Source organism: Micromonospora sp. LHW51205 (genome assembly GCF_003315815.1).
GTDB classification, from domain to species: domain Bacteria; phylum Actinomycetota; class Actinomycetes; order Mycobacteriales; family Micromonosporaceae; genus Micromonospora; species Micromonospora chalcea.
Genome location: NZ_QMEZ01000003.1, coordinates 784,548 through 796,963, shown reverse-complemented (window position 1 = coordinate 796,963; position 12,416 = coordinate 784,548). Strand labels below are relative to the sequence as shown.

Here is a 12,416-nt window from a genome sequence, read left to right as displayed (position 1 = left end):
GGGTCGGTCAGACGGTCGTACGCGACCACTGCTGGTTGGCGCCGGTGTTGCACGCGTACTGCTTGAGGACCACACCGTCAGCGGTCGATGCGGCCGGTACGTCCACGCACTTGCCGCTGTGCCGTGCCCGGAGTTGGAAGTAGCTGCCGCCTGTGACCATCTGGAACTGCTGGTTGGTGCCGGTGCCGCAGGTGTACTGGATCAGTTCGGCGCCGTCGGCGGTGGACGCGCTCACGACGTCGAGGCACTTTCCGCTGTTGCGGCTGACGAGTCGCCAGTAGCCGTTGCCGGCGTCCTGGAACTGCCACTGTTGCCACGTGTTGCCGTTGTACGTGTACTGGCCGACGCGCGCGCCGTTGTCGGTGTTCGGTTGCTGGACGTCCATGGCCTTGCCGCTGTGTCGCACGGTGATCCGGTAGAACGTGTCAGTCGACGGCGGGGGCGTCGTGGGGCCGCCGCCGATGGTGTCGCCCCAGGCGTACCGGATCTGGTCGGCGCCGGAGGTGTTGCGGACGGTCAGGTTGAGGTCGGTGCCGCTACCGCTGAGCGAGTACATCGAGTACCAGTCGTAGCCGATGGTGCCGGGCTTGCCGCCGAGCGCGGGCCAGTAGGTGCCGCCCATCCGGTTGTCGCGCATGACCTGGGCCATGGCGCGGATGTGGCGCACGAAGTTGTCGGTGCTGTTCGCGTCGGCGTAGTTGCGGCCGTCGTTCATGGGTGCGCCGAACTCGGTGGCGACCGCCCGCGACGCGCAGTTGCCGAGGCGGGTCTGGATGTGGCTCCGGAAGGCGTCGTAGGTCATCTCGCCGTAGAAGAATGCGTAGTGGTGGAACGACAGCAGCGTCGAGGCGAATCGGTTGTCGTTGCAGATGTCGCGCAGGTCCTGACTGAACCCGGTGCCCCCGATGAGCACCCGGCTGGGCACCGCCGAATAGTGGTAGCTGAGCCAGTTGGCAGCGACGTTGCGCCACTCCGTCGAGCTGTAGCCGTGGGGCTCGTTCATCGGCTCGAAGTAGACGTTGGAGTTCGAGCCGTACGTGTTCGTCACCGTGGACCACATCGCGTTCCAGGCGGCGAGGTTCGTGATCCGGCCGCCGGAGGCGGCGCCGTCCTCCCAGTAGGCGAGGATGACCTTGAACCCGCGGGCGGTGGCGGCGTCGATGGTGCCCCGGTAGGCCTCCCACCACGCCGTCCCCACCGTGTGGGTGTTGATGGGCAGCCGGACGGTGTTGACGCCCATGGTGGAAGCCATGTCGTCGTAGAGGGCGTTGGCCTTGGCTCGCACCGTCGCGTTGCTGTCGGAGGAGCTGAGGCCCTGCACGACGAGGGGACCGGTGCTGAAGTTGTCACCCAGCACGGCCCAGTTCATGCCTCGGAACTGGTTCGTGGCGGCAGCGGCCGGCGACGACATGACGGCGACGCCGCCGACCATCGCCGTCGTCGCGGCCACCAACACGATCAGCAGCCGGCGTAGTGACCTGGTGCTCCGCGACGGGCCCGCTGGGCGGCGCCGCGACAAGGTGGTCCGCGTCGGGAAGTGGTCGATCATCTGATCCAGCCTCTCTGGCTCCGGACATCGGGCCGACCGCCGAATCCGCTGCTGCCCGTAGTGGTCCCGGCCGTCGTGAGGTCCCTCTGGAGATGGGCGCTGTTAGCGCTAACGCCGGTGGAGCGGCGTACCTCCGGGCTTCAGCGGCGGGTTGCGTGACACCGAGGCAGGGGTATGCCTTCTGGCTGTTAAATGTGCGTTGCGAACAAGTGTTCGCGATAACATCCGGGGTGTCAAGGCATCGACATGTGTCGTCCCCTGTGGCGATCGGGGTGCCGGGGTGGGGCGTGGCCCTGCGTCGACCTCGTGATCCAATGAGGCGCATGGTTCTCCAGTGGATCGCCGCCGGCCTCCTGTTGCTGATCGGGCCGGCGCGCTCGGCGGGCGGGCGCGGCGGAGGCGTCGGATACTGGGTCGATGACCAACCCCGACCTCGATCCCGAGGTGTACCCGCCGATCGACCCGCGTGAGGACGTGCCGGACGATCCCGGCGAACTCCTCCCGGACACGCCCGGTGAACTGCCCGAGGCGCCGGTCGAGCCGATGCCCGACGACGGGGAGCCCGGGGGTGTGCCCGAACCGGCCTGACCGGCCCGGCGCCGGGGTGCCCGATAGATCGACGATGGTGGATAATCTTGCGGTGACCGGCGCGCGGACCGCAGGGGAGACCGGATGAGAATCGTCGACGCCCGGGTGATAGTGACCTGCCCCGGCCGGAACTTCGTGACCCTGAAGGTCGTGACCGACGCCGGCGTCACCGGCGTCGGTGATGCCACCCTCAACGGCCGGGAACTGGCCGTCGCGTCCTACCTGCGCGACCACGTCGTGCCGCTGCTGATCGGGCGTGACCCGGCCCGGATCGAGGACACCTGGCAGTACCTCTACCAGGGGTCGTACTGGCGGCGCGGACCGGTCACGATGAGCGCCGTCGCCGCCGTGGACACCGCGCTGTGGGACATCAAGGGCAAGGTCGCCGGGCTGCCGGTCTACCAGTTGCTCGGCGGCCGGTCCCGCGAGGGCGTGACCGTGTACGGGCACGCCAACGGCGAGACGGTCGACGAGGTGCTGACCGAGGTCGCCCGTTTCGTCGACCTCGGCTACCGCGCGGTGCGGGTGCAGTGCGGCGTGCCCGGCCTGCCCCGGACGTACGGCGTCAGCGCCGACAAGATGTTCTACGAGCCCGCCGACGCCGCGCTGCCGACCGAGACGACCTGGTCCACCGAGGCGTACCTGGCCCACGTGCCGGGCGTGTTCGCCCGGGTCCGCGAGGAGTTCGGGCCCACCCTCCGGCTGCTGCACGACGTGCACCACCGGCTCACCCCGATCGAGGCGGCGCGGCTCGGCAAGAGCCTGGAGCCGTACGCGCTGACCTGGATGGAGGATCCGGTCCCGGCGGACCTGCAGGAGGGCTTCCGGCTCATCCGCTCGCACACCACCACGCCGATCGCCGTCGGCGAGGTCTTCAGCAGCATCTGGGACGCCGCCCAGCTCATCCGGGAACAGCTCATCGACTACGTCCGTACGACTGTGGTCCACGCCGGCGGGATCACCCACCTGCGACGCATCTTCGACCTTGCCGCGCTGCACCACGTCCGCAGCGGCTCGCACGGCGCCACCGATCTCTCCCCGGTCTGCATGGCCGCCGCGCTGCACCTGGACATCGCCATCCCCAACTTCGGTCTGCAGGAGTACATGCGGCACACCGAGGCGACGGACGAGGTGTTCCCGCACGGCTACCACTACGACGGCGGCTACCTGCATCCGGCCGAGACTCCGGGGCTCGGCGTGGACATCGACGAGCAGGCCGCGGCCCGCTACCCGTACGCGCCGGCCTACCTGCCGGTGAACCGGCTGACGGACGGCACCGTGCACCCCTGGTGAAGCGCGCCGGTTCAGTGGATGCGGCGACCGTGCGCGTCCGGCACCCCGGACTTGCGGAAGAAGTAGGTGTTGATCTGGTCGCGCCACTCGACGGCGCTGCGGAGCTGCTCGTCGAGGCGCTCGGCCACCCGGTCGTGGACGGCCGGGGCGAGGGCCCCGGCGAGGAGCCGCCACCGCTCCCGCATCGCCGCCACCTCCTCGACCCCGGCGAAGTGGGTGTCGTAGATGTGCTGGATCACGGTACGGCCGCTGTGCAGCACGTGCCGGTACGGGACGTGATGGAAGAACAGCAACAGCTCGTCGGGGCAGCGGTCGCGGGACTCGTACACCTCCGACCACGGCGGCGGGTACTGGCCGGTGAAGCCGGTTCCGGTCGCCCGGGTCCGGTCCACCCCGACGCCGTCGCGGTCGGCGAAGTGGTAGGTGCCCCACTGGGTGTACTCGTAGCCGTCCACGTCCGGGCCGTAGTGGTGGCCGGGCCGCACCATGAACCCGACGCCGAGCGGGGCGGTGTAGCGCTCGTAGGTGCGCCAGGAATCGTCCATGATCGCGTGCATCGTGCGCCGCAGCGCTTCCGGGTCGCCGGAGGTCACCGGCAGCCACGTCAGGTCGATCCACTCGTCGAGGATCGCGCCGGGATCCAGCAGCGGATCCCAGGCGAGCCGGCCGAAGGCGTACAGGTTCGCCTGAGCCAGCGGGTGCCCGGTCCAGAACGGGTCGTCGCCCACGTTGGACACGGCGACCAGGCCGCCACCGGCGCCCGCCACGTCGGCGATCGTGTCGCCGGCCGCGCCGTGGGGCCGGAACCGCAGCACCTCGCTCCACCAGGGTCCGAGGTAGCAGACGTGCCGCTGCTGGCCGGTGTACTCCTGCGTCGCCTGCACCTCCACCGCCAGCCGGGTAGCAGGCATCGCGGCGAGCACCGGGGACACCGGTTCGCGTGGCTGGAAGTCGATCGGGCCGAACTTCACCTGGACGATCACGTTGTCGGCGAATCGTCCGTCCAGCGGCGCGAAGTGGTCGTGGGCGGCCCGGGCCCGGTCGGTCGACCGGTCCCGCCAGTCCTGGTGGTGGTCGTAGACGAACGCCCGCCAGCGCACCACGCCGCCGTGCGGTGCGAGCGCCTCGGCGAGCAGGTTCGCGCCGTCGGCGTGGTCGCGCCCGTACGCGAACGGGCCGGGCCGGCCCTCGGAGTCGGCTTTCACCAGATAGCCGCCGAAGTCGGGAATCCGCTGATACACCCGCCGGGTGGCGGCGGCCCACCAGTCCCGTACGCGCTCGTCCAGCGGATCGGCGGTGGGCAGGCCGCCGAGGACCACCGGGGCGGCGAAGGTCACCGCCAGATGCACCCGGATGCCGTACGGGCGGAACACCTCGGCGATCTCCGCGACGTCGCCGAGCCGGTCGGTCAGCAGCAGCGCCTCGGTGTCGTGCACGTTGACGTTGTTCACGCAGATCGCGTTGACGCCGCAGGCGGCGAGCAGGCGGGCGTAGTCGCGGAGCCGGGCGGGCTCGTGCCGGGCGGCGCCGTCGCGCCAGAACAGAGAGCCGCCGGCGTAGCCCCGCTCGACCTGGCCCGACACCGGGTGCAGGGCCACGTTGTCCCAGTGGTCGAGCATCCGCCGGTCCAGTGCCGGCCGGTGCCGCCGCGCCGGAAGGTCGTCGTGGAAGGCCGCCGCGCCGAGCCGGACCACGTGGAACATCCCGTACAGCAGGCCGGCCGGCGCGTCGGCGAGGACCACTGTCACGCCGCTGGCCCGCGTCAGCAGGTACCCCTCGTCGCCGAGCGCGCCGTCGCCGGTGCCGTTCACCGCCGGTGTCGCGCCGAGCCGGACCGTCTCCGCCGCCGCGTTCGGCACCGGGCCGGCGCCGCGCAGGGCCAGCACCAGGTCGGCGTCGACAGGCCACGGTGGCCCGTGCCAGAGCCGTCCGCCGTAGCGGGCGCAGGCCCGGCTCACCTCGTCGAGGACGGTGTCGACCAGGAGCCCGTCGCCGTGCACCAGCACCGGCCGGGAACCGAGCTCACGGAACGCCGCAGTCGGTAGCCAGGCGGCGTGCCAGGCCGACTCGCCGCTGTCGGCCGACAAGCGGCCGGTGACCGGGACGCTCACGCGGTGAACTCCGCCCGGATGTCGTCGATCATGGGAGCACCGATCCGCAGCAGCGCCAGCACCAGGAGCGCTGCGAGCAGGGCGAGCACCGCCTCGGAGAACACCGCGGTGACGCCGGCGGCGGCGACCAGCAGCGCGACGTTGCCGATTGTGACGCCGGGCTTGCGCGCCACGTAGTAGACGGCGAGCCGGAGCACGTCGCGGGTGCGGAAGGTGAACAGCGAGACGATCACCAGCGCGTTGACCCCGACCAGGATCACCCCCGCCCCGACCACGACGAGCGGCACGGCCCACCAGCCGGGGACGGCGGCGGCGGGCAGGTTCGCCAGGTTGACCGCGATGACTGCGAGCCACAGCAGCGTCGGCGCCCAGACGCGCAGCACGCCCGCCAGGTTGGCCCGGTAGGCCCGGCGGAACGCGGCGGCGGGACGGAGATCGGTCAGGTCGGGGCGCTGGTGCCGCAGCGTGTACAACGCGGCCGAGACGGCCGGACCGACCGGCAGCGCGGCGGCGGCGACCAGCGGAAGGTTGCTGCTGTCGCGGTCGAGCAGCACGAGCACGGCCAGACCGGGCAGCGTGCTCACCAGGAGCAGCAGTTCGACCACGAGCAGGGTGTGGACCGTCGCGGCGGCCCGCGACAACGGCCCGTCGCCGAACTCCCGCAGCCCGCCGGTCGCGCCGGTCACCGTCGGTCCTCGTGCGGGTCGAGCAACCTGTCGTCCCACCACGGCGGCGTCTCGTCCACCACCGGGGTCAGCTCGGCGAGAGTCACCTCGTGCCGGGCGAGGTCGAGGTCGAGGTCCGCCCGCCCGCCCGCGACCGGCACTGCCCGATGGGTACGGGCCGGCTCGGCGGCCTCCCGCAACGCGTCGAGCTGCCGTGGCCGGGGTGAGTGCGGGCTGCCCATCTCCCGCCAGGCCGCGAAGGTGTTGCCGGCGTCCTCACTCACTGCCGAGCGGAGCAGGAACGCCGACGCGGTGCCCGGCGGGCCGATCGGAACCGACAGCGACAGGGTGTGCCGCTCGGGTACCGGCTCGCGGCCGGTGACGTCCACCGGGGCCCAGGCCAGGACCGCGACCCGGCCGTCGGGGTGCCGGGTGACGAGATGGTCCGGCCCGCGCGCGAGCACCTCGTCGCCGAGCCGGGCCATGAACGCGTACAGATGGTAGGTGGGTTTCTTGATCTGCCGGTGGGTGAGCAGGCCGAAGCCGCCGTGCAGCGGCGCGGTCGGCACCCCCTCCTCCTCGAACACGTCGCTGAAGGTCCAGTAGGAGAAGGAGTCGACCAGATCCCCGCCGCCGGCCAGCACCGGAGCGAGGTAGGCGGCGTGGAAGGCCGTGTCGTGGATCGGGTTGTCCGGCCGGTAGGAGGAGTTGAACTCGGTGATGTGCACCGGGTGGTCGGCCAGCGCGGTGCCGGCCAGGTGACGGCGGGGCGCGGCGAACTGTTCCAGCAGCTCCGTGGCCGGAGCCAGGGTCTGCCGGGTGCCGAACGGCAGGTGCCGCGCCGGGCCGGAGGTGTAGGCGTGCCGGCTGACGAAGTCGACGGGCACGTCGCGGTCGGTGACGAACTCGGCGAACGGCTTCAGCCACTCGTCGGCCCCGGGGGACAGGGCCGGGCCGCCGACCTGGAGCGCCGCGTCGACGTCCTTGACGGCGTGCGCCGAGACCTCGTACAGGCGGTGGTAGGCGTCCTGGTCGGCGCGCGCCCAGAACGCCGGCAGGTTGGGCTCGTTCCACACCTCGATCGGCCAGCCGCGCACCTCGTCGAGGCCGTACCGGTCGACCAGGTGGGTCACCGTGGCGCGCACCAGGTCACCCCATTCGGTGTACGACTCCGGAGGCGTCACGTTTCCCCGCCACCAGAACACGGTCTGGTCGCCGGAGGCGAGCGCCGAGGGCATGAACCCCAGCTCCACGAAGGGCCGGATGCCCAGCGCGAGGTAGGCGTCGACGACCTGGTCCACGTAGGTGAAGGCGTGCCGCACCCGGCGCTCGCCCCGGTATTCGTACGGGCGGTGCACGCCGACGCCGTCGCTGAGCAGCCCGTGGCCGCGGATGTGCCGGAAGCCGATGTCCTGCTGCACCAGCGCCAGCGAGTCCTGATAGTCACGTCGCAGAGCCAGGTCGAACCGGCCGGTGCCCACGCAGGTACGCCAGGCGTCGGTCAGCCGGCCGGCAGGCCGGTCGGGGACGAGGAGCCGCGTCATCCGTGGTTCTTGCGGTACCGGTCGTACGCCTTGTTGACCAGGTCGATGTAGGCCTGCGCGTTCTTGCCCTTCAGCTCCGAGACGTAGGCGTCCCACTCGCTCAGCGGCCGCTGGCCGAGGGCGAACTTCAGCGTGTTCTGGGTGACGTGGTCCTTCAGCGCGGTCGCCCACAGCGTCGTCTGCTCCCGCTCGGAGTCGCTGAGCGGCGCCGGTGGCGGAGTCACCCAGGGCGCGGCCTTGCGGGCGTTCATCTCCTTCTGGAACTCCAGTTCCTCGGGCGAGAAGAACGACTGCACCAGGTCGAGCTTGCCCCCGTAGGCGAAGACGCCGTTGTAGAAGCCGAAGTCCTTCTGCAGGTGCTTGGTGCCCTTGGGGTTGAGGCCGATGACGTTGACGTCCGGGGCGAGGGTGCGCTTGCCCGAGCCGTCCTTGGTGTACGTGGTTCCCTCGACGCCCCACTTGGCGAACTCCTGGCCGGCGTCGGAGTACCAAAGCCAGTCGACGAACTGCATCATGGCCACGAAGTTCTTGCCGTCGCGCGCCTTGCTGGAGATCATCACGCCGTTCTCCAGCCGGGTCGCCGGGTTGACCGCTCCGGCCGGCCCGACCGGGAAGAGGATCTTGCCGAGCCGGGCGTTCGGGTTGATCTTCGCGATGTCCGGGCGGTAGTCGTTCACCAGGGTCTGCGCGTTCGTGCTGATCACGAAGGACTTGCCGCTGGCGAGCTTCTGCCGGGCCTGGTCGTCGGTCTGGGTGAACGTCTCCGGGTCGAGCAGCCCCTCGGCGACCAGCTTGTGGAGATACTCCACCACCTGCCGGTAGCCGTCCGAGGCGCCGGTGAAGACGTACTTCCCGGCCCCGGAGTCCCAGCTCGTCGGCTGGTAGTTCCAGCCGGCGCCGGGCAGGCCGTGCGCGAGGGCCAGCATGTTCAGCAGGTTGCCGGCCGGGTTGGGCTTGCCGAACCGGTCGGAGAACGGGATGACGTCCGGGTGGGCCGCCTTCATCGCCTTGAGCATGGCGTACACCTCGTCCCAGGTGGTCGGGGACGGGATCTTCAGCTGCTCCAGCACGTCGGTGCGGACCGCGAGCGTGTAGTCCTGCCAGGGCTTCTCGTGCAGGCCGGGCAGCAGGTAGAACTTGCCGTCCTCCTGCCGGAGCGTGTCCATCTCCGGCTGGAGCTTCCACTTCTCGATCTTGTCCTTGAAGTGCGGCATCAGGTCGAGGTAGTCGCTGACCGGCAGGATGGCGCCGGAGGAGACGTACGAGTTCTCCTGCGGGTGGTAGGTCTTCGGGATGATCATCGGGGCGTCACCGGAGCCGACCAGCACGCTGCGTTTCTGCTCGTAGTCGCTCAGCGGCACGGCGACCGGGTCCAGCTTGACGTTCGTCCGCCCGGCCAGCTCGGTCCAGAACAGCCACTCCGGCTTGAGCGGGTAGTTCGGGTGGTTGTTGTAGAGGATCGAGAACGTGACCGGCTCGGTGGCCTTGAACTGGTCGCCGATGCCGTACTTGTCCATCGCGCCCGTACGGTTGCGGTCGAGGTCCTTCTTGTCCGGGGTGTCGTCGCCGCAACCTGCCAGGGCGACGACGGCGGCCGCGCCGCTGGCGAGCAGTACCTGGCGCCGGGACAGCTGGGCCATGGGTTCTTCCTTCCGGTGGTGGGGTGGTGGTGCGGGCGGCGGCTATCCCTTCACGGCGCCGAGCATGATTCCGGAGACGAAATAGCGCTGGATGAAGGGATAGACCGCGAGGATCGGCAGGATCGTCAGCACGATCGTCACGGACTGGATGGTGGCGGCGGACTGGACGACGTCGCCGGCGCTGCCGAGGCCGCCGCCGGTCTGCGTGGCGTCGGTCGCGCCCGCGATGAGGTTGCGCAGATAGACGGTCACCGGGAGCAGGTCCTGCCGGTCCATGTAGAGGAACGCGGCGAACCACGAGTTCCAGAACGAGACGGCGTAGAACAGCACCATCGTGGCGACCATCGCCTTCGACAGCGGCAGGACGATCCGCAGCAGCGTGCCGTACGTGTTCAGCCCGTCGACGGCGGCCGCCTCCTCCAGCTCGACCGGCAGGCTCTCGAAGAACGCCTTCATCACCAGCAGGTTGAACACGTTTATCGCGTTGGGCAGGGCGATCGCCCACACCGTGTTCTTCAGCCCGAGGCTGGTGACCAGGACGTAGTTGGGGATCAGGCCGCCGGTGAAGAACATGGTGAACACGGCGATCCCGACCAGCGCGGTCCGGCCCCGCAGGTGCTTCTTCGACAGCACGTACGCATAGCAGGTGGTCAGCACGACGGAGACGAGCGTGGCGACCACCGTGTAGAAGACGGTGTTGCGGTAGCTGACCCAGAACGTCGGGTCCGACGTCACCACCCGGTACGCGGTCAGGTTGAACCCCCGCGGCACGAGGTTCACCTCGCCCGCGACGATGTACGCGTTGTCGCTGAGCGAGCGGGCCACGATGGTGAGGAACGGATACAGGGTCACCACCACGACGCCGGTCAGCACGAGGGCGTTCACCACCTGGAAGACCCGGTAGCCGCGGGTGGGCCGGGGGCCACGCGGCCGGGCCACCGGTTTCCGTGTGCGGGCCTGGGCGCGGGCCTGCGTGCTCACCACAGGCTCGTCCCCACCGTGCGCCGGGAGATCGCGTTCGCCGACAGCACCAGCGTCAGCCCGATCACGGACTCGAACAGGCCGATGGCGGCGGCGTAGCTGAGGTTCCCGGAGACGATGCCCACCCGGTACAGGTAGGTCGAGATCACGTCCGCCGTCGGGTAGGTGAGCGGGTTGTACAGCAGCAGGATCTTCTCGAAGCCGACGGCCATGAAGGTGCCGATGTTGAGGATCAGCAGCGTCACCATCGTCGGCCGGATCCCCGGCAGCGTCACGTGCCAGGTCTGCCGCCACCTGTTGGCGCCGTCGATGCGGGCCGCCTCGTACAGGTCGCCGTCGACGGTGGTGAGCGCGGCGAGGTAGAGGATGGTGCCCCAGCCGACGGTCTGCCAGACCTCGGAGGAGACGTAGATCGTCCGGAACCATCCGGCCTGCTGCATGAACGCCACCGGCTCGCCGCCCACGGCACGCACCATCTGGTTCACCGTGCCGTCCACCGACAGCAACTGGAGGACCATGGCGGCCACGATCACTATCGACAGGAAGTGCGGCAGGTAGGACACCGACTGGACGAACCGCTTGAGCGCGCGGTTGCGCACCTCGTTGAGCAGCAGTGCGAGCACGATCGGCAGCGGGAAGCAGAACACCAGCGTCAGCGCGCCCAGCACCAGCGTGTTTGTGAACACGCTCCAGAAGGTCGGGTCGGTGAAGAACAACCGGAAGTACCGCAGCCCGGTCCAGTACTCGCCGAAGAGGCTGCCGCCCGGCTGGAAGCGCCGGAACGCGATCACGTTGCCGAGCATCGGCAGGTAGCGGAACGTCAGGAAGAACAGCAGCGGCAGGACTGCGAGCGAGTAGAGCTGCCAGTCCCGGCGCAGGGCCCGCCGCCAGGGCGTACGGCGACTGCGCGGGGTCGGGGCTGCCAAGCTCGTCCTCCCCCTGACCGTCGGCCGGAACGTTTCCGGTAATACGTCGTAAGCCTTTCGGAAATTTATGGGTATCGTTATCTTCGTGTCAAGAGCGTCGATTGATATCTCCCTCGGCCAACTCCGCCGCTACACGCCGGCTGTCGTCGAGCCCGCCGACTTCGACCGGTTCTGGCGGGCCACCCTCACCGCCGCCGCGGCCAGCCCGGTGCTCGTCGACGTCCGCCCCGAACCCACCGACCTGCGGCTGCTCGACGTGTGGGACGTGACGTTCGCCGGGTTCGCCGGCGAACCGGTGCGGGCCTGGTACACCCGTCCCGCAGGCGTAGCCACACCGCTGCCGGCAGTGGTGGAGTACCCCGGCTACGGGCGCGGCCGGGGCCTGCCGGGGGAGCGGCTCACCTGGCCGGTGGCGGGCTACGCCCACCTGCTGGTGGACAACCGGGGACAGGCCGGCCTGTACAGCCGCGGTGACACCCCGGACCCGCACGACGCTCCCGGCGGGCCCAGCCCCGCCACGAGGGGAATCCTGTCCCCGGACGACTACCACTACCGCCGCCTGATCACCGACGCAGTCCGCGCGATCGACGCCGTCCGCGTACTGCCCGGGGTGGACCCGGCCCGCGTCGCCGCGGTGGGCAACAGCCAAGGTGGTGGACTCGCGCTCGCGGCGGCGGGCCTCGCCGACGGCCTCGCCGCGCTCCTGGTCACCGCCCCGTTCCTGTGCGACATCCAGCGCGCCATCGAAGTGACCGAGGCGTCCCCCTACGGCGAGATCGCCCGCTACCTCGCGGTGCACCGCGAGGCCGAGGAGCCGGTCCGGCGCACGCTGTCCTACGTCGACGGCGTCAGCTTCGCCCGGCGCGCCACCGCACCGGCGCACTTCGGGATCGGTCTGCGCGACGAGGTCTGCCCACCGAGCACCGGCTTCGCCGCCTACAACCAGTACGCCGCTGCCGCATCGGCCACTCCGCTACGGGAGATGCACACGTACCCGTTCAACGGCCACGAGGGCGGGGAGGCCGTCCACGTCCGGCGGCAGCTGCGCTGGCTGGACGCGGTGATGCGTTCCGCCGGGACGGCAGCCGGCTGACGGACTCACCGGATGTCCGATGCAGG

11 protein-coding genes are annotated in these 12,416 nt (G+C 70.3%); 4 read left to right on the top strand and 7 right to left on the bottom strand.

The annotated features are described in order from the left end of the window. Nucleotides 1–7 precede the first annotated feature (7 nt). On the bottom strand, nt 8–1,369 hold the full coding sequence (locus DQE82_RS15665; RefSeq protein WP_231915411.1) for an RICIN domain-containing protein: 1,362 nt from the start codon (nt 1,367–1,369) through the stop codon (nt 8–10). Here DQE82_RS15665 and DQE82_RS31135 point away from each other — a divergent pair. The 3 genes from DQE82_RS31135 to manD all read left to right on the top strand — a co-directional run bounded on the left by DQE82_RS31135 (nt 1,368) and on the right by manD (nt 3,430). Beyond that, nucleotides 1,368–1,553 (top strand): hypothetical protein, encoded by a 186-nt coding sequence (locus tag DQE82_RS31135; RefSeq protein WP_231915412.1) that lies wholly within the window; start codon nt 1,368–1,370, stop codon nt 1,551–1,553. The two genes, DQE82_RS15665 and DQE82_RS31135, sit on opposite strands and share 2 nt — an antisense overlap. Before the next feature lie 413 nt (nt 1,554–1,966). Continuing rightward, nucleotides 1,967–2,137 carry a hypothetical protein gene (locus DQE82_RS30820; RefSeq protein ID WP_013287071.1) on the top strand — a complete coding sequence of 57 codons (171 nt, stop codon included), beginning with the start codon at nt 1,967–1,969 and terminating at the stop codon, nt 2,135–2,137. An 84-nt stretch (nt 2,138–2,221) separates the two neighbouring features. Continuing rightward, a complete protein-coding gene (manD, locus tag DQE82_RS15660) occupies nt 2,222–3,430 on the top strand; it encodes a D-mannonate dehydratase ManD (RefSeq protein ID WP_064445464.1) in 1,209 nt (402 codons plus the stop codon). 11 nt (nt 3,431–3,441) lie between these two features. On the opposite strand, the gene DQE82_RS15655 is transcribed toward manD, so the two are convergent. From DQE82_RS15655 to DQE82_RS15630, 6 genes are read right to left on the bottom strand one after another with little or no spacing between them, the layout of a single operon-like run. After that, the gene (locus DQE82_RS15655) at nt 3,442–5,541 is read right to left on the bottom strand and encodes an alpha-glucuronidase (RefSeq protein ID WP_069088310.1); all 2,100 of its coding nucleotides are present in this window, start codon (nt 5,539–5,541) and stop codon (nt 3,442–3,444) included. Next, complete coding sequence (locus DQE82_RS15650; protein WP_113973063.1) at nt 5,538–6,227, bottom strand: DUF624 domain-containing protein; 690 nt, start codon at nt 6,225–6,227, stop codon at nt 5,538–5,540. The genes DQE82_RS15655 and DQE82_RS15650 overlap by 4 nt, the downstream gene beginning before the upstream one ends. Beyond that, nucleotides 6,224–7,750 (bottom strand): xylan 1,4-beta-xylosidase, encoded by a 1,527-nt coding sequence (locus DQE82_RS15645; RefSeq protein ID WP_113973062.1) that lies wholly within the window; start codon nt 7,748–7,750, stop codon nt 6,224–6,226. Before DQE82_RS15645 ends, DQE82_RS15650 begins: the two co-directional genes overlap by 4 nt. After that, a complete protein-coding gene (locus DQE82_RS15640; protein ID WP_069088313.1) occupies nt 7,747–9,390 on the bottom strand; it encodes an extracellular solute-binding protein in 1,644 nt (547 codons plus the stop codon). The genes DQE82_RS15645 and DQE82_RS15640 overlap by 4 nt, the downstream gene beginning before the upstream one ends. Nucleotides 9,391–9,432: 42 nt before the next feature. After that, complete coding sequence (locus DQE82_RS15635) at nt 9,433–10,371, bottom strand: carbohydrate ABC transporter permease (protein WP_233514679.1); 939 nt, start codon at nt 10,369–10,371, stop codon at nt 9,433–9,435. Then, a complete protein-coding gene (locus DQE82_RS15630; protein WP_064445469.1) occupies nt 10,368–11,297 on the bottom strand; it encodes a sugar ABC transporter permease in 930 nt (309 codons plus the stop codon). The genes DQE82_RS15635 and DQE82_RS15630 overlap by 4 nt, the downstream gene beginning before the upstream one ends. A 67-nt stretch (nt 11,298–11,364) precedes the next feature. Here DQE82_RS15630 and DQE82_RS15625 point away from each other — a divergent pair, with 67 nt between their 5' ends. Continuing rightward, on the top strand, nt 11,365–12,390 hold the full coding sequence (locus tag DQE82_RS15625; protein ID WP_113973061.1) for an acetylxylan esterase: 1,026 nt from the start codon (nt 11,365–11,367) through the stop codon (nt 12,388–12,390). Nucleotides 12,391–12,416: the final 26 nt, after the last annotated feature.

Coding starts and splice junctions, on each gene's coding strand:
- DQE82_RS31135 (WP_231915412.1), top strand. CDS start 1,368: ATGCCTCGGAACTGGTTCGTGGCGGCAGCGGCCGGCGACGACATGACG.
- DQE82_RS15665 (WP_231915411.1), bottom strand. CDS start 1,369: ATGAACTGGGCCGTGCTGGGTGACAACTTCAGCACCGGTCCCCTCGTC.
- DQE82_RS30820 (WP_013287071.1), top strand. CDS start 1,967: ATGACCAACCCCGACCTCGATCCCGAGGTGTACCCGCCGATCGACCCG.
- manD (WP_064445464.1), top strand. CDS start 2,222: ATGAGAATCGTCGACGCCCGGGTGATAGTGACCTGCCCCGGCCGGAAC.
- DQE82_RS15645 (WP_113973062.1), bottom strand. CDS start 7,750: ATGACGCGGCTCCTCGTCCCCGACCGGCCTGCCGGCCGGCTGACCGAC.
- DQE82_RS15640 (WP_069088313.1), bottom strand. CDS start 9,390: ATGGCCCAGCTGTCCCGGCGCCAGGTACTGCTCGCCAGCGGCGCGGCC.
- DQE82_RS15625 (WP_113973061.1), top strand. CDS start 11,365: ATGGGTATCGTTATCTTCGTGTCAAGAGCGTCGATTGATATCTCCCTC.